The sequence below is a fragment of the Streptosporangium sp. NPDC049376 genome, assembly GCF_044466505.1.
Lineage (GTDB): Bacteria > Actinomycetota > Actinomycetes > Streptosporangiales > Streptosporangiaceae > Streptosporangium.
The window spans coordinates 161,316-182,762 of the sequence record NZ_JBITMT010000008.1 but is presented as its reverse complement, the minus strand read 5'-3'; the positions used below and the strand labels follow the sequence as shown (position 1 = coordinate 182,762).

Annotated in this window: 20 protein-coding genes; 9 read left to right on the top strand and 11 right to left on the bottom strand. The window is 71.9% G+C overall.

Translation table 11 applies throughout. The annotated features are described in order from the left end of the window. Window positions 1–137: 137 nt before the first annotated feature. The 4 genes from ACIBVQ_RS21825 to ACIBVQ_RS21810 form a co-directional block, all read right to left on the bottom strand. Window positions 138–1,310 (bottom strand): MFS transporter, encoded by a 1,173-nt coding sequence (locus ACIBVQ_RS21825; protein ID WP_399179513.1) that lies wholly within the window; start codon window positions 1,308–1,310, stop codon window positions 138–140. Between the two features lie 2 nt (window positions 1,311–1,312). Beyond that, window positions 1,313–2,560: an ATP-grasp domain-containing protein gene (locus ACIBVQ_RS21820; protein ID WP_399179511.1), complete on the bottom strand. Its 1,248-nt coding sequence runs from the start codon at window positions 2,558–2,560 to the stop codon at window positions 1,313–1,315. 29 nt (window positions 2,561–2,589) lie between these two features. Further along, window positions 2,590–4,350: a TauD/TfdA family dioxygenase gene (locus ACIBVQ_RS21815; protein ID WP_362914364.1), complete on the bottom strand. Its 1,761-nt coding sequence runs from the start codon at window positions 4,348–4,350 to the stop codon at window positions 2,590–2,592. Window positions 4,351–4,733: 383 nt separating this feature from the next. After that, window positions 4,734–5,867, bottom strand: coding sequence for an NADH:flavin oxidoreductase/NADH oxidase (locus tag ACIBVQ_RS21810; RefSeq protein ID WP_399179509.1), 1,134 nt, complete (start codon window positions 5,865–5,867; stop codon window positions 4,734–4,736). A gap of 69 nt (window positions 5,868–5,936) precedes the next feature. On the opposite strand from ACIBVQ_RS21810, the gene ACIBVQ_RS21805 reads away from it, so the two are divergent. After that, a complete protein-coding gene (locus ACIBVQ_RS21805) occupies window positions 5,937–6,257 on the top strand; it encodes a helix-turn-helix transcriptional regulator (RefSeq protein ID WP_362776161.1) in 321 nt (106 codons plus the stop codon). A gap of 58 nt (window positions 6,258–6,315) precedes the next feature. On the opposite strand, the gene ACIBVQ_RS21800 is transcribed toward ACIBVQ_RS21805, so the two are convergent. Further along, window positions 6,316–6,753: a hypothetical protein gene (locus tag ACIBVQ_RS21800; protein WP_352011893.1), complete on the bottom strand. Its 438-nt coding sequence runs from the start codon at window positions 6,751–6,753 to the stop codon at window positions 6,316–6,318. Then, complete coding sequence (locus ACIBVQ_RS21795) at window positions 6,750–9,413, bottom strand: multicopper oxidase domain-containing protein (RefSeq protein ID WP_399179506.1); 2,664 nt, start codon at window positions 9,411–9,413, stop codon at window positions 6,750–6,752. Before ACIBVQ_RS21795 ends, ACIBVQ_RS21800 begins: the two co-directional genes overlap by 4 nt. A gap of 348 nt (window positions 9,414–9,761) precedes the next feature. Here ACIBVQ_RS21795 and ACIBVQ_RS21790 point away from each other — a divergent pair, with 348 nt between their 5' ends. Together ACIBVQ_RS21790 and ACIBVQ_RS21785 are read left to right on the top strand one after the other, a co-directional pair. Beyond that, window positions 9,762–10,253 carry a hypothetical protein gene (locus ACIBVQ_RS21790; RefSeq protein WP_399179504.1) on the top strand — a complete coding sequence of 164 codons (492 nt, stop codon included), beginning with the start codon at window positions 9,762–9,764 and terminating at the stop codon, window positions 10,251–10,253. Between the two features lie 44 nt (window positions 10,254–10,297). Next, a complete protein-coding gene (locus ACIBVQ_RS21785; RefSeq protein ID WP_399179502.1) occupies window positions 10,298–11,737 on the top strand; it encodes a nitronate monooxygenase in 1,440 nt (479 codons plus the stop codon). A 68-nt stretch (window positions 11,738–11,805) separates the two neighbouring features. On the opposite strand, the gene ACIBVQ_RS21780 is transcribed toward ACIBVQ_RS21785, so the two are convergent. From ACIBVQ_RS21780 to ACIBVQ_RS21770, 3 genes are all read right to left on the bottom strand, one after another. Next, entirely contained in the window at window positions 11,806–12,015 is a 210-nt protein-coding gene (locus tag ACIBVQ_RS21780; protein ID WP_352011889.1) for a hypothetical protein, read from the bottom strand. Window positions 12,016–12,138: 123 nt separating this feature from the next. Continuing rightward, the gene (locus ACIBVQ_RS21775; protein WP_362776168.1) at window positions 12,139–12,306 is read right to left on the bottom strand and encodes a hypothetical protein; all 168 of its coding nucleotides are present in this window, start codon (window positions 12,304–12,306) and stop codon (window positions 12,139–12,141) included. A 477-nt stretch (window positions 12,307–12,783) separates the two neighbouring features. Then, window positions 12,784–14,547, bottom strand: coding sequence for a thiamine pyrophosphate-dependent enzyme (locus tag ACIBVQ_RS21770; RefSeq protein WP_399179499.1), 1,764 nt, complete (start codon window positions 14,545–14,547; stop codon window positions 12,784–12,786). Window positions 14,548–14,725: 178 nt separating this feature from the next. Between ACIBVQ_RS21770 and ACIBVQ_RS21765 the strand changes: the two genes are divergently transcribed. From ACIBVQ_RS21765 to ACIBVQ_RS21755, 3 genes are all read left to right on the top strand, one after another. Further along, window positions 14,726–14,884 (top strand): hypothetical protein, encoded by a 159-nt coding sequence (locus tag ACIBVQ_RS21765; RefSeq protein ID WP_399179497.1) that lies wholly within the window; start codon window positions 14,726–14,728, stop codon window positions 14,882–14,884. A gap of 255 nt (window positions 14,885–15,139) precedes the next feature. Further along, window positions 15,140–16,132 carry a DNA topoisomerase IB gene (locus tag ACIBVQ_RS21760; RefSeq protein ID WP_399179495.1) on the top strand — a complete coding sequence of 331 codons (993 nt, stop codon included), beginning with the start codon at window positions 15,140–15,142 and terminating at the stop codon, window positions 16,130–16,132. Between the two features lie 88 nt (window positions 16,133–16,220). Further along, window positions 16,221–16,880 (top strand): YqjF family protein, encoded by a 660-nt coding sequence (locus ACIBVQ_RS21755; protein ID WP_399179493.1) that lies wholly within the window; start codon window positions 16,221–16,223, stop codon window positions 16,878–16,880. A gap of 7 nt (window positions 16,881–16,887) precedes the next feature. Here ACIBVQ_RS21755 and ACIBVQ_RS21750 read toward each other — a convergent pair whose 3' ends face one another. Beyond that, on the bottom strand, window positions 16,888–18,141 hold the full coding sequence (locus tag ACIBVQ_RS21750; RefSeq protein ID WP_399179491.1) for a PP2C family protein-serine/threonine phosphatase: 1,254 nt from the start codon (window positions 18,139–18,141) through the stop codon (window positions 16,888–16,890). 231 nt (window positions 18,142–18,372) lie between these two features. Then, window positions 18,373–18,990: a TetR/AcrR family transcriptional regulator gene (locus ACIBVQ_RS21745; RefSeq protein ID WP_399179489.1), complete on the bottom strand. Its 618-nt coding sequence runs from the start codon at window positions 18,988–18,990 to the stop codon at window positions 18,373–18,375. A 79-nt stretch (window positions 18,991–19,069) separates the two neighbouring features. On the opposite strand from ACIBVQ_RS21745, the gene ACIBVQ_RS21740 reads away from it, so the two are divergent. The 3 genes from ACIBVQ_RS21740 (at window position 19,070) to ACIBVQ_RS21730 (ending at window position 21,423) form a co-directional block, all read left to right on the top strand. Further along, window positions 19,070–19,825, top strand: coding sequence for an SDR family NAD(P)-dependent oxidoreductase (locus ACIBVQ_RS21740; RefSeq protein WP_399179487.1), 756 nt, complete (start codon window positions 19,070–19,072; stop codon window positions 19,823–19,825). 87 nt (window positions 19,826–19,912) lie between these two features. After that, window positions 19,913–20,473, top strand: coding sequence for a D-glycero-alpha-D-manno-heptose-1,7-bisphosphate 7-phosphatase (locus ACIBVQ_RS21735; RefSeq protein ID WP_399179485.1), 561 nt, complete (start codon window positions 19,913–19,915; stop codon window positions 20,471–20,473). Continuing rightward, window positions 20,470–21,423: a glycosyltransferase gene (locus ACIBVQ_RS21730; protein WP_399179483.1), complete on the top strand. Its 954-nt coding sequence runs from the start codon at window positions 20,470–20,472 to the stop codon at window positions 21,421–21,423. The genes ACIBVQ_RS21735 and ACIBVQ_RS21730 overlap by 4 nt, the downstream gene beginning before the upstream one ends. Window positions 21,424–21,447 lie beyond the last annotated feature (24 nt).

Below are 21,447 nucleotides of genomic sequence, written 5' to 3'. Positions count from 1 at the left end.
TTTACGACTGCTTCGCAGCGGTGCGAACGGCCTCGGCCCGACGAGTTCGGAGCCCTGCGGGTCCGCGGGCGCTCCAGGACGCGGACGACGCGCGGCGCGGCTCTCGATGCCCTGGGGGAGGCCTGCGGACAAGGCGTTCATGCCATGACCTCCGTTCTCGTGCGGGTGGCGGCTCGTAGGTGGATCAGCAGCCCGACGACCACGGGGAGGGCCAGGCCACCGGTGATCGTCAACAGGTGCACGGGGTCGACGGACGCGCCGGTGACCGCGAGCAGCCCGCCCGCCAGCGGCATCGACACGCAGTTGAGCAGTGAGATGGCGGCGGCGGTGCTGCCGAACTCGGCGGCCGGGACGGCCCGGGCCCTGACGGTCCTGATGAAGGCGCTGAAGGCCGCGTCGGCGGCCATGAACACCATCACGATCGCGACGAAGGCGACGAACTCGTTGGACGCGCCGATCGCCAGGAAGGCCAGGCACTGGATCAGGGCGCTGGCCGCTCCGGCGATCAGAAGGCCGAACCTCCGGATGAACCGGGTGAGCAGGGCCAGCACGAGCAGCGCGACCAGGGCGGCTCCGGTGTACACAAGGGCCAGTCGCCCCTCGTCCACCCCGTAGTGGTGCCGCACCAGGGCCGGCGCGGCCGCCAGCAGCAGGGCCAGCATCAGGTTGATCACCATGGTGATGGCCACCACGTCTCGCAGGAGCGTGTTGGCGATCACCTGGCGTACCCCGGCCATCACCGGCGGCGGCTTCGCGGCCACCACCGCCGCGGGCTTCATGTTCCGGGCCAGCAGCAGGCTCGTCCCGAAGAGCACGGTGAGAACGGTGACCGTCGCGGTCGTCCCCACCAGCAGCAGGACACCGCCGAGGACCGGTGCGATGAGAATGCAGCTCTGCTCGATCGCGCTCAGCATGGTCTGAAGGCGGGGCATCTCCTTGGCCGAGACCAGGGAGAGTCCCGCCTTCTCACCGGCCACGAAGGTCAGCTCGAACCCCGCGCCCGCGACGAGGGCCAGAACGACCAGGGCCACTCCCGCGTTCCCCGGCATGAGGGCGACGGCGGCCACGGCCCCCGCCCCGACCGCCGTGCGCACCACATCGCTCAGGATGTGGATTCGGCGGCTCTCGAACCGGTCGGCGAGGTAGCCGGCGAGGGGCAGCGCGACCAGCCTGGGCGTCCACTCAACGAACAGGGCGACGCCCGACCACATCAGGCTGCCCGTCATCCGGTAGATCATGAGTGGCACCACGAACTGGAGCGTCTGATTGGCCAGCCAGCCGACCCCGCGGAGCGCGAGATAGAACAGCATGCCTACTCCACCGTGACGGCTCTGCCAACCGCCTGCCAGATGTCCGTCGCCTCCTGGAAGGAGTCGGCGGTGAATATGACGTGTCCGATTCTGGAGCGGAAATCTCCCGGCTCCGGGATCGGCTCCCCGGCGGCGATCGTGAGCTTCGTCTCCAGCACCTCCGGCAGGGCGAGGAGATCGTCCCATCCGTTCAACCGCCGGTAGGCGTGGTGACCGTCGGCGAGGTAGAAGCGGATTCCGGCGTTCTTCGCCTGTGGCACGCCGATGGCCCCGACGTCCTCAAGCGTCCATCCGAGATGCGCCGCGATCATCGCCTTGGGGAGGCTGACGCCGGTGGCGAGGTGAACCAGATCGACGATCCGGTCCCCGGGGAGGCGGGCCGCGATCTCGATCAGCACCGGCCCGTCGGGGGTCATCCTCAGCTCGCAGTGGAAGGCGCCGACGGTCAGGTGCACCGCGTCCACGACGGCACGCACGTACTTCTCTATCTGGGCCGTCACCTCCACGCTCTCGTCGGCGGGGGTCAGGTGTCCGATCTCCACGAAGGCGGGTTCCGGTCCCAGCAGTTTCCGGGTGAGCGCGACGACCGTCGTGCGGCCCTCCGCGACGTATCCGTCGGCGCTGAACTCCGGTCCCGCGATGTACTCCTCGACGATGGCCCGGTGCTCCAGCGGCCTGCCCAGGTCGAGGCTCTGGTCGGCGGAGAGCCGATCGAAGGCCGCGCGCAGCTCCGCCCACTCGTTCGCACGGCTGACGTGGATGCTTCCCGAGGAGCCGACCGGCTTGATCACGCAGGGATAGCCCACGTGCTCCGCGGCCTGCTCCAGCTCCGTGAGCGACGTCACCTGGGCGAACCTGGGGGTCCGCAGGCCCGCCTCGGCCGAACGCGCCCGCATGAGCACCTTGTCCCTGACCTCCTCGACCGTCTCCGGCCGCAGTCCGGTCAGCCCCAGAGCCGCGGCCAGTCTGGCGGTCGCCGGCACGTGGAAGTCACAACCGGCCAGGACCGCCGAGAACGGGGCGTCCCTGTGCATGTCGAGCACCGCCTGCTCGAGTGCGGCCTGGTCGTTGGTGTCCACCACGAGTACGGCGTGCGCCAGCGCGCGGATCTCGTCGGGAAGCGTGCGGTCGTCGGCGTCGTAGGACGCGACGACGACCTGCAGGCCGAGGTCACGCGCCGCTGTGACCAGGGCGTTTCCGGAAGAGACCGGTTCCACGACCAGCACCCGGGCGAACGATAGATCACGCATATCTGGAAAGTCTCTCCCCGTGAGGTCCATCAGACGGCGAAGGCGGTTTCGATGACACGGCGGCGGAGCCTGCGGTGCGCCGCGGAGGGCACGAGGTCGCGGACCACGCACACTCGCTGAAGCCATCGATCGAGGCCGTCGTATCTGGCTTGGAACTCGGACCGCCCGTGGACGGTCCGCCTGTTGTCGATGATCAGTAGGTCGCCGGTGTCCAGCCGGGCCCACTGCTTGACCTCGTTCAGCGCGACGTGCAACCGCTTCAGGGCCGCGTCGGCCTCGGGCGTCAGACCGACCATCAGGTCCGGGTCCACCGTGATGTAGGGGTCGAAGGGGTCTCCGTACAGAACCCGGAGCACCGGACCGTTGCCCTTCTGGCCGTTGGCGCTGCCGAAGGAGTAGTCGATACCGGTCTGGAACATCGGCTCGCTGAGGATCGCCCGTTCGCGCAGGCTCAGTCGCGACACCGCCATGCGCAGGCTCGCGCTGATCGTCTTGGCCGAGCGCTCATGGTCGGGACGCAGGCAGTGCAGAAGCACGTAGTCCGGCATGAAGGGGTGAAAGGCCGCCTCGGTGTGGAAGTCCAGAAGAAACGAGGAACTCTCCGAGGAGAGCTTCTCCGCGTTGTGCCTCGTCGGAGCCACGTTCTGGAAAAGCTGTCCCTGCTTCTCCTGAACATAGGCGATGGGCTCGCCCAGCGCCTGGGCGAATCCGGCCAGCCACAGTTCGCTCATCGGCGTCGGCTTGGGCAACGGTTCGGCCGGTTTCGCCGGCGTGGGCTGGAGATCCGGGTCAACGGGCAGTCCTCTGATGAGCAGGACGCCGCTGTCGGTGCTGTTCCGCCGGAACCTGGCGAGGGCGTGCCGGATCACCCGGGGAAACTCGTGAAAGCGAAGTTCGGCCTCGGCCAGGAACGCTTCCTGGTCCTCCCGCGAATCGGGAAGATATCCGTCGGCCAGGCTCGCCAGCAGGTGGGCGTAGGGACGCGCGTCGACGACGTGCGGCCCTGGCTCCTCCTTGAGGTTCTCCCCCTGCGGAAGGGTGCGGGTGGTGAACCGGTGCTCGTCGACCACGTGCAGCACCTTCTGGTCGATGTGCTGGACGGCCTCACCGCGGTACAGCCACGACAGCAGGGACAGCAGGAGCCGGGCGTTGTCCTCGCGGCCGAGGAACGGCAGCGCGAACATCTCCGCGTTGCCGATCACCGCGATCCGGCCCGCGCCGTACTGCGCCGTTCCGAGCAGGGTGTGGCCGTCGTACTCCACCACCGGGACCAGCTGTACCAGGGAACTCTCCACGCCCTTCGGCCGGTACAGGTGCACGCCGCCGACTCCCGGGGCGGCCGGATGCGTGCTGTTCGCCTCGACCGTGAAGTCGTAGGTGAGGAGGTGTGAGTCAGGCGAATCACCGCGTGTTCCGGGAAGCAGGCCGTTCACGGTGATCCCGAAGGGGTGGTGGCCGGACGTGGCCGACCGGCTTTCGCCGTCACCGAGGATCAGAACCGACCCGCCCTCGCGCACATACGTCTCCAGGAGCCGGCACTCGGCCTCGGTGAACGACGCGCCGTCTCCCCCGGCGGCGGGGATCACCAGAAGGTCCAGCTCTCTCAGGGCCGCCTCGTCCCAGCCGAGCTCCAGAGAGTGGACGGTGTCGCCGAAGCATACGTCGACCAGTTCGGTGACCGGCCCGATGACACCGAGATCGGAAAAATCAGCAGGCCGCCCCGGTCCCGGTTTCCGATGGAAATCGAGCGACCAGACGGAGGCGTGCACAACGTCTACACCTACCAGCATGACCATTCTCCCCCAGTTCGGTTGCAGGCTTGAGAAACCCTAGGAGAGCCTTGTGCAGAGTCCGTATATTTCCTGTATAAGACCCCGCGAGCTGCGTTGACGTTTCGACGCGAGTACCCGAGGGCGCGCCGTTCACACAGCGTTTCCCTTCAATCGCCGGCCACGGACCGGAAACGCCGTCACGGTGAGGCAGATGATATAACGGAAAGTCACAGCAAACGGCGCCCCCCTCGTCCCCGGCCTTTTTTCGCCTTCGGGCGGTCTCGCCGTTCCACGGAGATTCCCGGGAAAGAGCGAGGACTTCACAGAAACGCCCAGCCCCGAGCGCCGGTGGGCTTTCGCACACCGGGGCCGGTGGCCGGTGCGCGCACGCGCCGGCCTGGTCAGACGGCGTAGCCGTACTGCTCGGGCCAGGAAAGGGACGAGGAGGGCTCCAGTTCACGGGCGGCCCGGTGGGGCCAGTGGGGGTCGCGGAGCAGTTCGCGGCCGAGCAGTACGGCGTCGGCCCGGCCGGAGGTGAGGATCTCCTCCGCCTGACGCGGTTCGGTGATCAGGCCGACGGCGGCCACCGGCATGCCGGTCTCGGCGCGGACCCGGGCCGCGAACGGCACCTGGTAGCCGGGGCCGGTGAAGACCCTCGCGTGGGGCGCGTTCCCGCCGCTGGAGACGTCGAGCAGGTCGACGCCGCGGGAGAGCAGTTCCCCGGCCAGGAGCACGGTCTCCTCGACGGTCCACCCCTCGCGTTCGTCCTCGGGGTTCTCGGTGAGCCAGTCGGTGGCCGAGACGCGGAAGAACACGGGGAGTTCCTCCGGCCAGACGGCGCGCACGGCCTCGACGACCTCAAGCGCCAGACGGATGCGGTTGCCGAACGAGCCGCCGTAGGCGTCGGTACGGCGGTTGCTGTGCGGGGAGAGGAACTCCCCGATCAGATAGCCGTGCGCGCCGTGCACCTCGACGACCTGGAAGCCCGCCCGCAGGGCACGCCGGGCCGCCTGGGCGAAGTCGTCGACGACGCGCCGGATCTCCTCCACGGTCAGCTCCCTCGGCACGGGATGGTTCTCGGCGAACGGGATCGGGCTCGGCGCGACCGGCTGCCAGCCACCGTCGGCGACGCCGACCGGTCCGCCTCCGCGCCACGGCCGGTCCGGCGACGCCTTGCGCCCGGCGTGCGCGAGCTGGATGCCGGGTACGGTGCCGTGCTCCTGGAGGAACCGGGTGACCCGGGTGAACGCCCGCTCCTGGCGTTCGTTCCACAGCCCCAGGTCCGCGGGGGTGATCCGGCCCTCCGGGGAGACGGCCGTGGCCTCGGTGAGGATCAGCCCGGCGCCGCCCACCGCGCGGGCCGCCAGGTGGGACAGGTGCCAGTCGTGCGGCACTCCCGCCTCGGGGCCGTCCGTGGCGGCCGAGTACTGGCACATCGGCGCCATCCAGACGCGGTTGGGAATCGTCAGCGAGCGCAGGGTGATGGGGTCGAACAGCATGGGGACTCCCGGTTCGGCGTTTTGTACGACGTTCATCGTAGTACGAGATTCATCGTAGTACGACAAGTGACGTAATATCGAGGGGAACGCGGAGGGGAGACACACATGAGAGTCCTGGAGCACCCGGACGTCGAGGAGATCCGGCTGGAGGCGGTGCTGCACGCGCTCTCCGACCCCATGCGGCTGGAGGTGGTGCGTTTCCTCGCCACGACGGAGAACGGAGCCGCCTGTTCGGAGATAGACCTCGCCGTCAGCAAGTCCACCGGGACGCACCACTACCGCGTCCTGCGCGAGGCCGGGGTCATCAACCAGGTCTACCAGGGCACCTCGAAGATCAACTCTCTGCGCAGGGCCGACCTCGACGAGCTCTTCCCCGGCCTGCTCGACAGCGTCGTCTCCGCGGCCACCAGACGACCGCGGAGATGACCGTCCCCGCCCTGCCGGGAAGGACGGACCCGGGAAGGACGGACCCGGGGAGACGGGCTCAGGTGGCGGGCAGGGCGGTGGCCAGCAGCACCACGCCGACCGAGCCGACCAGCGCCGTCACCGCCATGCTTCGCGCGAAGGAGGGGCGTCCGGCGCGCACGGCCCATCCGTGCAGGGCCGCCGCGACCATGACCGCGCAGAACAACGCCAGCTTCGCGGCCAGGATCCGCCCGTAGCCGGGCTCGGCCAGCGAGGCCCAGGTGACGCCCTTGTGCCAGGCGATGGCGACGCCCGTACCGAGTTGCACCGGCAGGAACACCGCGCCGGTGAACATCCCGAAGCGGCGGCCGACCGCGGTCAGCACCCGGCCACGCCGTTCCGCGTCCAGCAGCCGCCGGGCCAGGGGCAGCAGCACCAGGGAGACCGTCAGCTGCCCGCCCACCCACAGTGCCGCCGACAGCACGTGCGCGAAGCGCACCACCGTCCACCACGTCATGACGCGCTCACCCGGAACAGCCCGTGCGCTCCGGCCTCGGCGTTACGCATCAGGTGGTCCACCACCGGATAGGTACCCGGTTCGGGGAAGACCAGTTCGGCGAAGCCTCCCTGCGCCGGGGCCAGGTCCAGCACCTGCGCGCCGCCCGGGTCCCCGGCGCGCAGCCGGTAGGACCCCTCCTCGTAGAGGGTGTCGAACGGCGCCCCGACCACGTGCAACGCCGTCCCCGAGTTCGGCCCGGCCGCCACCGCCCAGATCCGCACCCGTTCACCGGCCTTGGCCTCCAGCGGGGCGTGGTCGTAACCGGCGGCGGTCCCGTTGAACATCCATCCGTCGGGACGGCCCTCGCGCAGCTTGACGACCTGGGCCTCGCCGCCCGGCTCCCCCAGGTACAGCTCCCCCGAGACCAGTAGATACTCACGGTCCACACGTGCCAGGTCCGGCGGATCGATGATCACGGCTCCGTACATGCCGTTCGCGATGTGCTGGCTCATGGGCATGGTCGAGCAGTGGTACAGCCACGCTCCCGCGAAGTCGGCGCGGAACCGGTAGGTCAGCCGCTCACCCGGCTGGATCGTGCGCATGGGCCCGTCGGGAGCGGTCGCACCGGCGTGGAAGTCGATGCCGTGCCCCATGGACCCGCCGTTGACGAACGTCACCGTGAACACGTCGCCGACCCTGCCCCGCAGAACCGGCCCGGGAACCGTCCCGTCGAACGTCCACACCCGCTGCCGCACCCCCGGCGCGACCTCCCGCACGACCCTGTCGTCCACCCGGATCTCCACGGCGTGCTCGCCACCGCCCGGCGCGGGCCCAAGCGCCGCGTCGTACGGCCTCCAGCCCGGTGACATCGGCGCGGCGAGGTCGAGGAGGGGTGTGCCGTCCCCCATGCCGTTCCCCGCCCCGCCGTGTTCGCCGTGCGCTCCAGGCCCGGCCGTCCCCGTGGCCTGCCCGGCCTCCGGGGAGACGACGGGGACGGAGGAGGGGATGATCCGCACCGTCATTCCCGCGGCCCGGTGCCCGGCCACGGTGCACCAGCCGTCGACCGCCTCGCCGAGCGGCTTCAGCGTCAGCGTGGCCTTCTGCCCCGCCGCCAGCGTCGGGGTGCGCTCACCGGTCGCCAGCCGCAGGTCGTGGCGCTGGGCGTCGGCGTTGGTGACGCGGAGCGTCAGCACGGTGCCCGGAGCGGCCTCGATCACCGCGGGCCGGACGCGCATCCCCGACAGCGTCACCTCGACCGTTCTGGCGCCCGTGGCGACGACCGTCGTCGCGGGACCGGACCCGCCGTCGACGGCCACCACGACCGCGGCGGCCGTCAGCAGACATCCGGCGGCCACCCCGGCCAGGGCGGGAACGCCGCGCCTTTTTCCTGTGCCGGGCGCGGTGGCCGGGGTGGCCGCGGTGGCCGGGGTGGCCGCGGTGGCCGCCCGCAGCAGGGTGAGCGCGGCGAGCACGACGAACGCCGAGCCCGAGGCAAGCACCAGTGCCCAGCCCAGTACGGCGAGCGGACGCGGCACGGGAAGCGCGAGCAGCGGCGTGCCCAGGTTGAACGCGGCCAGCCGTACCACCCAGCCGCGTTCCAGCAGCGCCGCGTTCTCCTTGAACCGGGCCGGGCCGCCGCCCAGCACCGCGGGCAGCAGGTGCAGCAGCGAACCGAGCAGCACCTGGGCGACGAACCCGGCCAGTACCAGGGGCAGCAGCGGCTCAAGCGCCCCGGCCACCTCGCCGGTCGGCCGCGTGACGACGATCACCACGTCGATCACGAGGGCGATCTCGAACCAGACGACGGCGGCCCCCATCGTCCAGGCCGCGCCGGTGTGCGGACGGCGGGAACGCACCGCCTCCGCGAGCGGCACCAGCGCCGCCGCCGTCCCCGCCGCGTAGGCCGCCAGCCCGGCCGCCGCCACCCAGCGAAGGTCCGCCAGCAGGCCGCCGGTCAGCAGCGCCAGGCCGGGCACGGCCAGCCTCAGCCCGGCGGAGGAGGCCCCGCGGGTCCGCTCGGACAGGCGGGTGCGCAGCACCGTCGGCCAGAGCGTGAACAACGTGCCGAGCACGGTCAGGCCGACCCAGCCGAGCAGGTTCACCTGGGCGTGCGCCGCGTGCATCCTCTCGTGCGGGACACCGGGACCGGCCTGCGCGGCCAGCAGCCCGCCGAGGACGCCTCCGGCCGCCAGGGCCCCGGCCGCGCACACGTACCAGGCGACGACATGGCCGAACCGGCCGGGCAGCGCGCCGCGTGCCAGCCGTACCAGCGTGGCCGCGTGCCAGAGCACGACCACCACGATCACGGCCGCCCCGCCCACGGCCACCGCGACCGGTCCGGCCGAGACGCCGTACAGCACGGCCACCGTGGCGGCGTTGAGCAGCCCGAGCCGGGTCAGGCCGAGACGCGGGTCCGGTGTGCGGGCGCGCAGCAGCACCACGGTGAAGTGCTCGCTCCAGATCAGGATGGCCGTGGTGACCGCGCCGAGCAGGAGGACGTGGACCAGCAGCCAGCGCGGCGCGGGCAGCGCCTCCCCCGTCAGCGCGGCCGTGACCGTCAGTCCCAGCCACGCCACCACGAGCGCGTTGGCCCGCAGGTGCCACGGTCCGCGGCGGCGTACGGGCTCGCCCGGCCCTGACGGCGGTCTCTTCTCGATGCGAACATCGACCGGTGTCACCCTCGTCGCCCTTCCCTCGGCGGCCGGAGCACCGGCGTGACGGCGCGTCCGGACGCGGGCGCGGGGAGGGGGTCCGAGGACTTCGCCCTCGCCGGTTCCGCGGGCATGGCCGTTCTCCTCCGCCGGATGTCACGGGGCGCCGAATTCACCTCACGGTAAATCCTCAGGACGGTGGCGGACATGGGCTCAAGGACCATCACCCGTGGGACCAAGGTCCTTCCGGCCGCTCCTTTACCGGGATTTGGGACTTTCGGCCCGCCGAGCAGGGGCCTGTGCCCCTTCATCGCGCCCCGCCCGCCGCCGAAAACTCCTGACAGAGCCCCTGCCGTCACGACGAAGGAGACCCCCATGAACGACCCGCGCCGGTTGGCGGCGACGCTGGTTGGCGCCGTCGGCGTCACCACCCTGACGGCCGGGGCCGTGATGACGGCCCGCGGCCTGCGGGGCAGGGACGAGATCCGCGACGAGCTCTCCCGGCAGCGGATCACCTTCCCGGAGAAGGGACTGCCTCCGGAGCTCACCGCGTACGCCGGGCACCAGGTGGAGAACGGCGTCCAGGCCCGCGCGTTCGCCGACATGATCGGCGGCAACGTGCGCCACGCCACACGGGGCCGCACCTACTCCGAGGTCACCGCGGAGCTGCACGCCGCCGGCGGCCAGGACGACTCCCTCGCCGCGCTGCGCCAGACCGCGTTCATGGGCGAGACGCTGCGCGCCTCGCTGATGACGGCCTACCAGGCCTGGCAGATCACCTCCCTGACCGTCGGCCTGGGCGCGGTCCTGATGGGCGCGGGCGCCGCCTTCGTCACGGTGGGCGCCGTGATGTCCTCCGGCGGATGACCGCCGCGCCCCGTTCCAGACACCGACGACCGGGAGGTCCCGTCTTGCCGCTCGACACCGCGTTTCCCACGATCATCCAGGGCGGTATGGGGGTCGGCGTGTCCGGATGGCGGCTGGCGCGGGCCGTCTCCACCACCGGGCAGCTCGGTGTCGTGTCCGGCGTCGCCCTGGACGTCGTGCTGGCCCGCCGGTTGCAACAGGGTGATCCGGGCGGTGACCTGCGCCGCGCCCTGGACGCCTTCCCCTTCCCCGAGGTCGCGGAACGGATCTGGAGGCGCTACCACGTGCCCGGCGGCATCCTGCCCGGCGAGCCGTACCGGCCGGTGCCCAGGCTCGGGCTGCGCCCGCACTCCGGCCGGACCGAACTGACCGTGGCCGCCAACTTCGCCGAGGTGTTCCTGGCCCGCGAAGGTCACGACGGCCCGGTCGGCGTCAACTACCTGGAGAAGATCCAGCTGGCCACGCCCGCGGCGGTCTACGGCGCCATGCTCGCCGGTGTCGACTACGTGCTCATGGGCGCGGGCATCCCCTCGGAGATCCCCGGCCTGCTCGACGCCCTCGCCACCCACCGGCCCGCCGAGATCTCGGTCACCGTCGCCGGGGCCGAGTCCGGGCGGCGGCACACCGTCGGCGTAGACCCCGCCGCCCTGTACGGCCCCCTCCGGCCGCCCCCGCTCAAACGCCCCCGCCTCCTGGCCGTCGTCTCCTCCGACGTGCTGGCCGTCTATCTGGCCAGGAGGCCCGAGACACGGCCCGACGGGTTCGTGGTCGAGGGTCCCGTCGCCGGTGGCCACAGCGCCCCGCCCCGGGGCAGGCTCCGTCTCGACGAGGAGGGCGAACCTCTCTACGGCCCCCGCGACCGGGTGGACACCGGAAGGATCGCCGCACTCGGGCTGCCGTTCTGGCTGGCCGGTGGCCAGGCAGGGCGGCGAGGGCTGGCGCGGGCGCTGCGGGCGGGCGCCACCGGCGTCCAGGTGGGTACGGCCTTCGCCCTGTGCAGGGAGTCCGGCCTTGAGGAGACGCTCCGGCGCCGTCTGCTGGACGCCGCCTCCGGCGGCACCCTGCCGGTCCGCAACGACCCCGGCGCCTCACCGGCCGGGTTCCCCTTCAAGGTCGCCTCCCTGCCCGGCACCGTGGCCGACCCCGACGTCTACGCCGCCCGGCCGCGTCTGTGCGACATGGGGCACCTGCGCGCGCCGTACCTCAAAGCCGACGGTGAGGTCGGTTACCGCTGCCCGGCGGAGCCGGTCGAGACCTACGTCCGCAAGAACCGGCCGGAGAGCGACACGGCCGGCCGCAGGTGCCTGTGCAACGGGCTCGTCAGCGCGATCGGGCTCGGGCAGCGCCGCCTCGACGGCTACGCCGAGCCCGCCCTGCTCACCCTCGGCCAGGACCTCGGGTTCCTGCGTGACCTGCCCGGCGACTACACGGCCGCGGACGTCGTCGCCCACCTTCTTCACGAGTCCGAGGGCGGCCTGGGCTGACATCCCGAACATCCCGGACGCCGGGGTGATCGGGGTGGGTGAGGGTCGCCTCACCCGCCCCGGCACGATCAGGTCATCTGGACGCAGGCGTTGTAGGTGGCGCTCGCCCGCTCGGCGGCGGCGAGCTCGCCCATGCCGGTGGAGCGCCAGAGCTGGTAGGCGTAGTTGGCCGCCTGCACGCAGTCGGTGCCGGCGCCGGCCGGTGCGGCGGAGATCGCGAGCGTGGCCGTGGTGGACACGGTGACCAGGGCCGCCGCGATCAGGGGGCGGATACGCATGGTGCGGGTTCCTTTCCGGGGTGGGGGGTCACAGGCGGCACGGCGCTCCGGCGGACCCGGGCGAGGGGCCCGTGCCCCGGCTGAGCCGTGCCTGACCTGTGTGTGAGGAACGGACCGGCCGGGCTACTTGGGGTCGACGCCGGGTGCGTGGCAGGCGGGGCCGTTCGGGCCGGTGGTGCAGGGCTGCGGAGGCTGGGCCTGCGCCTGGGCCGGGAGGGACAGCGCCCCCACGAAGGCCACGGCCGACAGCGTGACGGCGACGACGGTGAACGCGGGACGAAGACGGGTCACGTGGACTCCTGTGCTGGATACGCGAAGAACGCGGCGTGCGGATTCTGTGGCTGCGGTCACCGGACGCCCCGATGATCTCCGGTGCCGCACTGCTGATTCTCGGCCGGTGATCGCGCCCCCGGTTCCTCCCGCCGGATGATCTCCCGTCTACCCTCCTGGGCGGAGGTCCTACGGCCCTCGTCTGACACGGCCGCGCCGCGCGTGTGCCGATCGACCGCATTCGAAGCGGGGCGACCGCCGCCGTGAGCGGCCGGTGGACGGCCACCGCGGCGACGGCGGCCTCGACGGTCCTGGGCACCACGACGCCGATGGGGACCTGCCGGTGGTTCGGGGCGTCCGTCGAGTAGGCGCCGCGGGATCCGGCGTCGAAGCGGACCTCGCCGTCCACCTCCGCCGACAGGTCGCGTTCGAGTGCCGCGACGTCGACGGCGAGGGCCGGAACGCGTGTCACGGGGCCGGGCAGGACCACCTGGGCGGTCATGACCTGAGCTCGCTGATCTTGTCGCGGGCGACGGTGGCGAGGGTGGCCACCTTGTGCGGCTGACCACGCAGGAAGGCCTCGGTGAAGTGCTTGGCCTGCTCGTAGCTCACCTTCCCCGGCATCGGCGGCTCGTTCGGGTTGACGTCCACGTCCACCAGGGCGGGGCCGGGGTGGGCGAGCGCCTCGCGCACGGCGCCGGCCACCTCACCGGGGGCGGTGGCCTTCGCGCCGTAGGCGCCGCAGCCCCGGGCCCAGGAGGAGAAGTCCGCCTCCGGCTGCCGGTGCCGTACCGCGTACTCCGGGTAGCCCAGGACGATCTGCTCCCAGAGGATCTGCCCGTAGGCGTTGTTGTTGTTGACGACCACCTTGATCGGCAGCTCGTGCCGTACGGCGGTGAGGAACTCGGCCATCAGCATCGCGAACCCGCCGTCCCCGACGAAGGCGATCACCTGCCGCCCGGGGAAGGCGTGCTGCATGGCGATCGCGTACGGCAGGCCGGGCGCCATCGTGGCCAGGTTGCCCGACAGGTAGAAGCGCCGGTCGCCGCGGATCGTCCAGTGCCTGGCCGCCCAGGTGGCGATCGTGCCGGAGTCGCAGGTGAGGATCGCGTCCTCGTCCGCCAGTTCGTCGAGGCATCCCATGAGGTACTGCGGGGCGATCGGGTCCCGGCTCGCGTCGCACAACGCGGCCATCCTCGCCCGCCAGGAGTCCATCTCACCCCGGTACCTGGCCAGGAACGAGCCGTCCGTCCCGGTCAGCAGCGGCAGCAGCGCCCGCAGCGCCAGTTTGGCGTCGGCGACGACCGGCGCCTCGACGGGCAGCCGCAACCCGATCAGCGCGGGGTCGACGTCGATCTGCGCCACCCGCGCCTTGCCGGGTTCGGGGAGGTACTTGCCGTAGGGGAAGGACGTGCCGACCATGAGCAGCGTGTCGCACTCCTCCATGGCCTCCTCGCTGGGTTTCGTCCCCAGCAGCCCGATGCCCCCGGTGGTCACCGGGTGATCGTCGGGGACCACCGCCTTGCCCGGGAGGGTCTTCACCACCGGCGCGCCGAGCCTCTCGGCGACCGCGATCACCTCGTCGCGGGCGTGCAGCGCCCCGGCGCCCACCAGGATCACCGGTTTGCTCGCGGCGTTGAGCACCTGTGCCGCCGCGCGCAGCGCCTCCTCCTCGGGGGGCGGCGGCGGGCGGTCGAGTGTGGGCAGGCTCGACGGCGGCGCGCCCGGCGCGGGGTGCCGGTAGGGGTCCTGCTCGACCGGCGCGATCTGGATGTCGTTGGGGAACGTCAGGTGCGACACGGTCCGCCCGGCCAGTGCCTCGCGGATCGCCAGGTCGACCACGCCCGGCATCTGCTGCGGGTTGGTGATCATCAGGTTGTATCCGGCGACGTCCTGGTACAGCCGGTCCAGGTGCACCTCCTGCTGGTAGTGGCTGCCCAGCAGGGAGGTCTCCTGCATTCCGGTGATCGCCAGCACCGGCACGTGGTCCAGCTTGGCGTCGTAGAGGCCGTTGAGCAGGTGGATGCCTCCCGGCCCCGACGTGGCCACGCAGACCCCCAGCCTGCCGGTCGCCTTGGCGTATCCGGTGGCCATGAAGGCCGCCGCCTCCTCGTGGTGCACCAGGAGGAACCTCAGCTTGTCCTGGTGGCGCCGGAAGCCTTCCATCAGGCCGTTGATGCCGTCCCCGGGAAGTCCGAAGACGGTGTCGACGCCCCAGTCGATGAGCCGTTCGGCGAGGCTCTCTCCCACGATCTCGCGCATGGCGTCCCCCGATCCGCAGGTCAGGGCCCGCCCTACCCCCACCCCGACACACCAAACGACAAAGCATGACAACTCGGACATAGGGTTGCGCGCGCCCACCGGGAACAACGGCGGGCGTCCGGACTCCCCCACCGGCCGGATCCACGATCGGGCCGGAACCGGCGGAGAGGAGGACGCCGTGACCACGGTCGAGGAGATCACCGCGGCCGTCTGCACCGTGCCCACCGACGCCGAACTGGCCGGGCAGCTCGGCGGCTGGGTCCACCGGGACGGCATCCCCAGGGTGAAGCTCAAGATAGGGGGGCAGGGACGTCCGTCCGGTACGGCGGGCACGTGAGGCGATCGGCGCGGAGGCGGAGCTGTACGTCGACGCCAACGGCGCCTACAGGCCGACGCCACCCGCTGCGGCGGTCGCCGCCGCCTGGAACCTGCAGGTCTCCGGCCACTGCGCGCCGCAGCTGCACCTGCACGTCGTGCTGTCCACGCCGAACACGCGCCATCTGGAGTGGTTCCACGACCACGTGCAAAGCGGGCCGGCGTGACACGGCGGGCCTCGCCGAATGAGAGCCGCTCCCGGGGTAGTGGGAACGGCATGCACGAACTGCGCCACAGCGACCCGGCCGAGCCCGGCATCACCCGCAGACGCCGCGGGCGTTCCTTCTCCTACGCCTACGCCGACGGGCGCCCGGTCAGGGACCGTGGGACGCTCGCCAGGATCAGGGCGCTCGCGCTGCCACCAGCCTGGCGGGAGGTGTGGATCTGCCGCGACGCGGAAGGCCACATCCAGGCCGTGGGCGCCGACGCGGCCGGGCGGCGGCAGTACCGCTACCACGACGTCTGGCGTGAGGAGCAGGACCGGCTCAAGTTCGCCCGGGTCGCCGAACTGGCGGAGAGGCTGCCGGACTTCCGCAAGAAGGTGCAGGCCGACCTCGACCAGCCGGGCCTGACGCGCGAGCGGGTGCTGGCCGCCGCGGCCCGCATGCTCGACATCGGGCTGTTCCGGGTGGGCGGCGAGGCGTACGAGTCCTTCGGGCTGGCGACGATGCGGATGGAGCACGTGACCTGCTCACGCGGACGGGTCTCCTTCCGCTACCCGGCGAAGGGCAACAGGCTGCGCGAGGTCGAACTGGACGATCCGGACGTGTGCGAGGTCGTCACCGCGTTGCGCGGAACCGGCGCCAGGGGTGAGCTGCTGCGCTACGAGGACGACGGCTCCTGGGTCGACGTCCGCAGCGACGACATCAACGCCTACCTGCGTGAACGCATGGAGACCGAGGTCAGCGCCAAGGACTTCCGTACCTGGCACGCCACGGTGTACGCCGCCGTCGGCCTGGCGGTCTCGCGGCGGGTCCGCAGCCGGGCCGGGCGCCGCAGGGCCGTCGCCCGTGTCATGCGGGAGGTCGCCGGGCACCTGGGCAACACCCCCGCGGTCGCCCGCGCCTCCTATGTCGACCCCCGCGTCGTCACCGCCTACGAACGGGGCAGGACCATCCACCGGGCGCTGACCGGCCTCGGCGAGGCCGACGGTCCGGCCACACACGGCGCCGCGGAACGCGCGGTCATCGACCTTCTCAAACACCCCTGAACCGGCCGCTCCTGGGTAGCGATACAGGATGCGGACGACACAGCCTCCACGGGTCACCCGGCCGGTGATGTACCACGGGTGGTCCCAGATGACCTTCATCCACTGGCGCTACTCCCCCGCCCAGATCCAGGCGCTGCTTCCCGGCTGGCTCACGGCCGAGGAGTTCGACGGCTCGGCGTGGGTCGGCCTGACGCCCTTCCTCATGGAGGACGTACGGGTGCCCGGAACGCCGGCCCTGCCATGGCTGTCGCGGTTCCCGGAGACGAACGTGCGCACCTACGTGCGGGACGCGCTGGGGCGCCGTGGCCTGTGGTTCCTGTCGCTGGACGCCGGGCGGCTCCTTCCCGCCCTGGGCGGCAGGGCCGGTTACGGGCTGCCCTACCACTGGTCCGACATGTCCGTGCGCGTCGAGGGGGAACGGCGGGCCTACCGCTGCCGACGCCGGCTGATCGGCCCTACGGGCGCCCGGTGCGACGCCGACGTGGAACTCGGCGCCCCGCTGCTCGACACCGAGCGGGACGAACTCACCGACTTCCTCACCGAGCGCTACCGGCTCTTCACCGTCGTCGGAGGCAGGCCGGCCCACGCCGAGGTCGAGCACCGGCCGTGGCCGTTGCGCCGCGCCCGCCTGGTCCGTCTCAACCAGGACCTCCTGCGGGCCGGGGGCCTTCCCTCCCCCGAGGGTGATCCGCTCCTGCACGCCTCCTCGGGGGTGCGGGTGCGGGTGGGGATGTGGAACCTGTCCTGACGGCCGCTCACGCGCGCTCACCGGTCAGCGCGGAACGCAGGCCCTCCGGCCCGTCGTACCGGCGGCCCTCCGTGCCGTGCCACTCGACGAGCAGGACGGTGGCGTCGTCCTGCAGACGGCCGCCGTGGTAGTCCAGCACGGCGTGGGTCAGGCGGCGCAGCGTCTCGGGCACCGGCAGGCCCGCGGCGTCGTGACGGACGACGAAGTCGACGAACCGTTGCAGCCCGAACTCCTGTACGGTACGGCCCCTGGCCTCGGTGATGCCGTCGGTGTACAGCAGCACCCGGTCCCCGGGTTCCAGCTGTTCCCGGCACGAGGTGACCGGCAGGTTCAGGTTCAGCCCCATGGGGTGGGCCGGGACGCACCGCAGGGTGGTGACCCAGCGACCGTGGCGGATCACCACCGGCGGGTGGTGGCCGCGGTTGACCCAGCCGAACAGGCCGGTGGTCATGTCCAGGTCGGCCATGATCGCGGTGACGAACCGGGTGGTCCTGCCGAACTCGCCGATCAGCACACGTTCGATCGCCTCGCTGTTGTCCGCCAGTCCCATGCCCTGACGGCGGTGGTTCCGGCAGGCGGCCATCGCGAGGTTGGCGGTCAGCCCCGCCGAGGTGTCGTGTCCCATGGCGTCGAAGACGGCCAGATGCAGGGTCTCACCGGCGATGGCGTAGTCGAAGGCGTCCCCGCCGACCTCGTAGGCCGGTTCCATGACCGCGCTGACCGTGACCCGGCGGTTGGCGAAGGTGAGCGGCGGCATCAGGTTCCACTGCATCTCCGCGGCCACGTTCATCGGCCGGGTGCGCACCAACCGGGCGTAGGAGTCGCTGTGCTCGCGGTAACTGACCAGCAGCAACGCCACCATCGAGGCCAGATGCCGCATGGCGTCCCGATCCGCCTGGTCGTCCTCCGCCGGCCGGACGCGCAGCACGCCCAGCCGTCCCGTGCCGTCCAGCACCGGCACCCACCAGTGGTCCGCCCGCCCGTCGGCGCCGGCCTTGGCCAGCGGGCGCACCTCCTGGAAGGCGCGCCCGGCCAGGGTGGCGTCGATGCGCAGTTCCTCCGGTTCCCCACCGGCCTCCTCCGGCCCGGCCAGGGGCCGCAGCACCGTCTGCTGGAGGTCGGCCAGGTAGATCGCCACCTCCCGAAGTCCCGCGCGGGCGGCGTACTCGCCGACCAGGAACGGCAGGCGCTCCAGTTCCGCCAGATGACTGGCCTCCAGCAGGCCGGTCAGCATCCCCGTGACATCGCGTGAGGAGGACATCGGCCACCCCCTGTCCGCATCGTGGCCGGCCGCGTCAGCCTGTGGCGCCTCCCCACCCCGAGCGACTTGTCGTTAATCATCACTAAAGACGGGATTCCCGGATTCCGGGGAACGCAACGTCGCCCTCGAAGGTCGCACGCCTTGCCGAAAGGACCTCGGCCAGGCTTCACGGAGAAGGGGCCGGACCGAAAGAGCGGTGTCCACGCCCGTGCACGGAGCGCCTGCGGCCGCTCAGGGAGCCTCCGGTGGCGCCGGCCAGACTCCGATGGCGAGTTCGGCCACCGGGCGCAGGTCGGCGGCGGTCGCGCCGTCGGCCGCCTGTTGTGACAGGCCCTGGAGAGCGGCTCCGAAGTACCGGGCCAGGGCCCGGGTGTCGACGGAGTCCGGCAGCTCGCCCGCGCGGACGGCCTCGTCGAGACGGGCCGTGAAGACGGCGACGTTGGCGTTGCGGATGTCGCGGAGGAAGGCCTCGATGTCGGCGTCCCTCGGGTTGACGTTGGTCGCCGAGCGAATGATCAGGCAGCCCGCCGGGTGGGACGGGTCGGTGTAGGCCTCGGCGGCCTCGCGCAGGATGCGCGCGAAGGCGCCGCGGGCGGTGCGCTCCTCACACAGGGCGATCTTGGCGAAGGTGGCGGGCGCCGCCCTCTGGTAGGCGACGACGGCCTCCTTGAACAGGGACTTCTTGTCACCGAAGGCCGCGTAGAGGCTCGCGGGCCTGATGTTCATCGCCTCCGTCAGGTCACTGACCGAAGTGGCCTCGTAGCCGCGGTCCCAGAACAGGCGGACGGCCTTGGCCAGCGCCTCGTCACGGTCGAAGGTGCGGGGGCGGCCCCGGCGGCTCTCGGTCATGGCACAAATTCTAGAGCACTCACTCAATAATCCGTGCTACCGTATTTTTTGAGCAATCACTCAACAAAGGAGTTTCGTCATGGGACGTCTCACGGACAAGGTCGCGCTGGTCACCGGGGGCAGCCGGGGTATCGGCCGGGCCGTCGCGCGACGGCTGGCGGGCGACGGGGCCACCGTCGTGCTGACCTACGCCCAGGACGGCGCGGCGGCGGCGGAGACCGTCGAGAGCATCGAGAAGGACGGCGGACGGGCCTTCGCCCTCCGCGCCGAACTGGGCGAGCACGGCGACGCCGAGGCCCTGTGGGCGGCCTTCGACGCCGTGACCGGCGACGCCCGGGTCGACATCCTGGTCAACAACGCCGGCATCGGGCGCAGCGCCGGCATCGCCACCCTCACCGAGGAGGAGTTCGACAAGGTGTTCGCGGTGAACGTCCGCGCACCGTTCTTCATCGTCCAGCACGCGCTGCCCCGGCTCAGCGACGGCGGCCGGATCATCAACGTCTCCAGCGGCGCGGCCCGTATGGCGTTGCCCGAGATCATCGCCTACAGCTCGACCAAGGGCGCGCTGGACACCTTCACCCTCAACCTCGCCAAGGCGCTCGGCCCGCGCGGGATCACCGTCAACTCGGTCGCACCGGGGATCATCGACACCGACGTCAACGCGGGCTGGCTGCGCGCCGACCCCGAGGCCTGGGAGCGGGCCGCGGCCCTGTCGGCGCTCGGCCGGGTCGGCACCCCCGAGGACGTCGCGGACATCGTGGCCTTCCTCGCCTCCGACGACGCCCGCTGGGTGAGCGGCCGGGTCGTCGACGCCACGGGCGGCTCCGGTCTGTGAAGGGCATCGTTTGCTTGACCTGTTCGGGGGTAGAGCACGGCCCTGTCGCGGGGAGGTTCTCGTGCGAGTCCGTCCTCGGAGGTGCCGTTGACCGTCCCTCGCCCAGCCGCCGTCCTGTTCGACCGTGACGGCACACTGATCGTCGACGTCCCCTACAACGCCGATCCGCACCGGGTACGGCCGATGCCCGGGGCCCGGCGGGCGCTCGCCCGGCTGCGCGGGGCGGGCGTGCCCGTCGGGGTGGTCACCAACCAGTCGGGGGTGGCCAGGGGACTCATCGGCGCGCGGGAACTGTGCGCGGTGAACGCCCGCGTCGAGGAGATCCTCGGCCCGTTCGACGTGTGGGCGGTCTGCCCCCACGGCGAGCACGACGGATGCGGCTGCCGCAAGCCCGCTCCCGGGCTCGTCCTTCGGGCGGCGGCCGTCCTCGGGGTGAACGTCCGCGACTGCGTGGTCATCGGGGACATCGGGCGCGACGTGGAGGCCGCCCGAGCCGCCGGGGCCCGCGGCATCCTCGTCCCCACCTCCGTCACCCTTCCCGAGGAGGTGGCCGCGGCGCCCGAGGTCGCCGCCGACCTCCCCGGCGCCGTCGAACGGGCGCTGCGCCCGCCTCCTCACGCGTCCACCGACCCCGGGGAACCGACATGAGAATCCTGCTGTGGCACGTGCACGGTTCCTGGACCACCGCGTTCGTCCAGGGCGACCACGACTACCTGGTGCCGCTCGTGCCCGACCGCGGCCCCGACGGACGTGGCCGGGCACGGACCTACCCCTGGCCGGATCCGGTGCGCGAGGTCTCCTGGGACCGGCTGCGCGAGGAGGAGGTCGACCTGGTCGTCCTGCAACGGCCGCACGAGCTCGAACTCGCCGAGGGCTGGCTGGGCCGCCGTCCCGGGCGGGACGTGCCCGCCGTCTACGTCGAGCACAACACCCCCGTGGGCGACGTCCCGCGCACCCGCCATCCCCTCGCCGGGCAGTCCGGCGTCCCCGTCGTCCACGTGACCCACTTCAACGACCTGTTCTGGGACTGCGGCCGGGCGCCGACACACGTGATCGAGCACGGCGTCGTGGACCCCGGCCACCGCTACACCGGCGAGCTGCCGCGCGCGGGGGTCGTCGTCAACGAGCCCGCCAGGCGCGAGCGGGTCGCCGGGACCGACCTGCTCCCCCTGTTCGCCGCGGCCGTACCGCTCGACGTCTTCGGCATGCGGACCACCGGCCTGCCGGAGGCACTGGGGGTGCCCGCCGGGACGTTCGAGGACCTTCCCCAGCGGGCGATGCACGCCGAACTGGCCCGGCGCCGCGTCTACCTGCACCCCTACCGGTGGACCTCGCTCGGCCTGTCCCTCATCGAGGCCATGCTGCTCGGCATGCCCGTCGTGGCGCTGGCCACCACGGAGGCCGTGGAGGCCGTCCCCGCCGCAGCGGGGGTGATCTCGACCCGCGTCGCCACCCTGACCGCCGCCCTGGAGTCCTTCGCCTCCGACGCCGCCCTGGCGAGGCGGACGGGCGAGGCCGCCAGGCGTGCCGCCCTCTCCCGGTACGGCCTGGGCCGTTTCCTGTCCGACTGGGACCTCCTGCTCACGCGGACGGCCTGAGGAGCCCCGCGGGCGTGCGTGGGG

Bases quoted from the DNA above. Each gene is read 5' to 3' on its own strand.
- ACIBVQ_RS21825 (WP_399179513.1), bottom strand. From the start codon at position 1,310: ATGCTGTTCTATCTCGCGCTCCGCGGGGTCGGCTGGCTGGCCAATCAG.
- ACIBVQ_RS21820 (WP_399179511.1), bottom strand. From the start codon at position 2,560: ATGCGTGATCTATCGTTCGCCCGGGTGCTGGTCGTGGAACCGGTCTCT.
- ACIBVQ_RS21815 (WP_362914364.1), bottom strand. From the start codon at position 4,350: ATGCTGGTAGGTGTAGACGTTGTGCACGCCTCCGTCTGGTCGCTCGAT.
- ACIBVQ_RS21810 (WP_399179509.1), bottom strand. From the start codon at position 5,867: ATGAACGTCGTACAAAACGCCGAACCGGGAGTCCCCATGCTGTTCGAC.
- ACIBVQ_RS21805 (WP_362776161.1), top strand. From the start codon at position 5,937: ATGAGAGTCCTGGAGCACCCGGACGTCGAGGAGATCCGGCTGGAGGCG.
- ACIBVQ_RS21800 (WP_352011893.1), bottom strand. From the start codon at position 6,753: ATGACGTGGTGGACGGTGGTGCGCTTCGCGCACGTGCTGTCGGCGGCA.
- ACIBVQ_RS21790 (WP_399179504.1), top strand. From the start codon at position 9,762: ATGAACGACCCGCGCCGGTTGGCGGCGACGCTGGTTGGCGCCGTCGGC.
- ACIBVQ_RS21780 (WP_352011889.1), bottom strand. From the start codon at position 12,015: ATGCGTATCCGCCCCCTGATCGCGGCGGCCCTGGTCACCGTGTCCACC.
- ACIBVQ_RS21770 (WP_399179499.1), bottom strand. From the start codon at position 14,547: ATGCGCGAGATCGTGGGAGAGAGCCTCGCCGAACGGCTCATCGACTGG.
- ACIBVQ_RS21760 (WP_399179495.1), top strand. From the start codon at position 15,140: ATGCACGAACTGCGCCACAGCGACCCGGCCGAGCCCGGCATCACCCGC.
- ACIBVQ_RS21755 (WP_399179493.1), top strand. From the start codon at position 16,221: ATGACCTTCATCCACTGGCGCTACTCCCCCGCCCAGATCCAGGCGCTG.
- ACIBVQ_RS21750 (WP_399179491.1), bottom strand. From the start codon at position 18,141: ATGTCCTCCTCACGCGATGTCACGGGGATGCTGACCGGCCTGCTGGAG.
- ACIBVQ_RS21745 (WP_399179489.1), bottom strand. From the start codon at position 18,990: ATGACCGAGAGCCGCCGGGGCCGCCCCCGCACCTTCGACCGTGACGAG.
- ACIBVQ_RS21740 (WP_399179487.1), top strand. From the start codon at position 19,070: ATGGGACGTCTCACGGACAAGGTCGCGCTGGTCACCGGGGGCAGCCGG.
- ACIBVQ_RS21730 (WP_399179483.1), top strand. From the start codon at position 20,470: ATGAGAATCCTGCTGTGGCACGTGCACGGTTCCTGGACCACCGCGTTC.